General features: G+C 62.5%; 2 protein-coding genes. Both read left to right on the forward strand.

From position 1 onward, the window contains the following. The first annotated feature begins 75 nt into the window (after positions 1-75). Complete coding sequence (locus ACETWG_03030) at positions 76-1,668, forward strand: YifB family Mg chelatase-like AAA ATPase (GenBank protein ID MFB0515563.1); 1,593 nt, start codon at positions 76-78, stop codon at positions 1,666-1,668. 7 nt (positions 1,669-1,675) lie between these two features. Beyond that, positions 1,676-2,075, forward strand: a 400-nt coding sequence (rpiA, locus tag ACETWG_03035) for a ribose 5-phosphate isomerase A (protein MFB0515564.1), incomplete at its 3' end; no start/stop codon positions are given.

Consider the following 2,075-nt stretch of genomic DNA (forward strand, 5'->3'; position numbering starts at 1 on the left):
GATCGGATTAGGGATTATGCCAGCTCGAGCCGCAGACCTTCCTGATATCCCTGAAGTTATAGTTGGCGTGTTTCCTTGCTCGCCTCAAGGCAGCCCGGCACTTTCTGGTTGACGGTGGCCTCCGCACTCTTATCCCATACCTACTCCGCCGCCGTCCTCGGTGTAGACGCCTACATCGTCAAGGTTGAGTGCCACCTGGACAACGTGGTGCCGCCCAGTTTTACCACCGTGGGCCTGCCGGAGGGGGCCGTCCGGGAGAGCAAGGAGCGGGTCATGGCGGCGCTGAAGAATTCCGGCTTCAGAATCCCCCAGAAGCGCACCACCGTTAACCTGGCGCCGGCGGACATTCGCAAGGAAGGAAGCGCCTTCGACCTCCCCATCGCCCTGGGTATCCTCTGCGCGCTGGGTTATGTCCCCCAGGCTGCCCTGGAGCGGACCATTCTGGTTGGCGAACTGGGCCTGGATGGTGCCTTAAGGATTGTCAAGGGAGTATTGCCCATTACCCTGGCGGCTCGCAAGGAGGGATACAAAACCATCCTGGTACCGACGGCGAACGGGACCGAGGCGGCCCTGGTGGAAAATATCCAGGTGGGGGCGCTAGAGAATCTCCAGGAGGTGATCGCCCTTCTCAATGGCGAGGCCGAGCTGGAGCCGGTCAGGGTGGAGGGCATATCGCTGTTGCAGCAGGCTCGGGCTGCTCATATTGACTTCAGCGACGTGAAGGGGCAGGAACACGCCAAACGGGCGGTGGAAGTGGCGGCGGCTGGGAGCCACAACGCCATTATGATCGGCCCTCCCGGCAGTGGTAAGACGATGGTAGCCCAGCGCATACCGACCATCCTGCCCATGTTGTCCCTCGAAGAGGCTTTGGAGACGACCAAGATTCATTCAGTGGCAGGCACGCTGCCTCCCGGTGTCGGTATTATCGGCCAGCGCCCCTTCCGCTCGCCGCATCACACCATCTCCGACGCCGGACTGGTAGGGGGTGGCACGATACCGAGGCCGGGTGAGGTGAGCCTGGCCCATCACGGCGTGCTGTTCCTGGACGAGCTGCCTGAGTTCCGCAAGAATGTGCTGGAGGTGCTCCGTCAGCCGCTGGAGGCGGGGTATGTGACCATTTCCCGGGCCAAAGTGTCAGTAACCTACCCGGCCAGCATCATGCTGGTAGCGGCCATGAACCCCTGTCCCTGCGGCTATGCCACCGATCCGCGCAACGAGTGCAGCTGCACGCCGCCGGCCATCCAGCGCTACATGAGCCGCATCTCGGGGCCGTTGCTGGACCGTATCGATATCCACATCGAGGTGCCGGCAGTGAAGATTGAGGAACTGGCGGCCAAGAGCAGCGGCGAGCGGTCGGAGTTAATCCGGGACCGGGTGGAGGCGGCCCGGGAGCGGCAGCGGCAGCGCTTCCGGGAGGAACCCCATATGTATGCCAACGCCCACATGGAGAGCAAAGCCCTCAAGCGCTACTGTCCCATTCCCGCCGATGGGGAAGAGCTGCTGACGACCGCTATCAACCGCCTGGGGTTGTCGGCACGGGCCTACGACCGCATCATCAAGGTGAGCCGCACCATCGCCGACATCGCCGGCAGTGATGGGATCCAGACGCCGCACCTGGCCGAAGCTATCCAGTACCGGTCACTGGATAGGCAGCTGTGGCTGGGATGAGGAGACCATGACCAGAGAAGACCTGAAACGCGCCGCTGCCGAGGCGGCCCTGGGTTATATCGGACCCGGCATGATCCTAGGCGTAGGAACGGGCTCGACCACGAGTCACTTCATTAATGCCCTCACCGGGGTCAAGGACCGAATCCAGGGCGCCGTGGCCAGCTCGATTGCCACCGCTGAACGGCTTAAGGCTCTCGGCATCCCGGTGTATGATCTGAACGATGTGGACGAGGTAGCGCTCTATATCGACGGCGCCGACGAGGCCACTAGCCGACTGGAGCTGATCAAAGGTGGTGGTGGGGCGCTCACGAGGGAGAAGATCGTGGTAGCGGCCAGCCGGCAGTTCGTCTGTATTGTGGACGAGAGTAAACTGGTGGAAGCGCTAGGAGCATTCCCGCTGCCCATAG

This window comes from Candidatus Neomarinimicrobiota bacterium, assembly GCA_041862535.1.
Taxonomy (GTDB): domain Bacteria; phylum Fidelibacterota; class Marinisomatia; order SCGC-AAA003-L08; family TS1B11.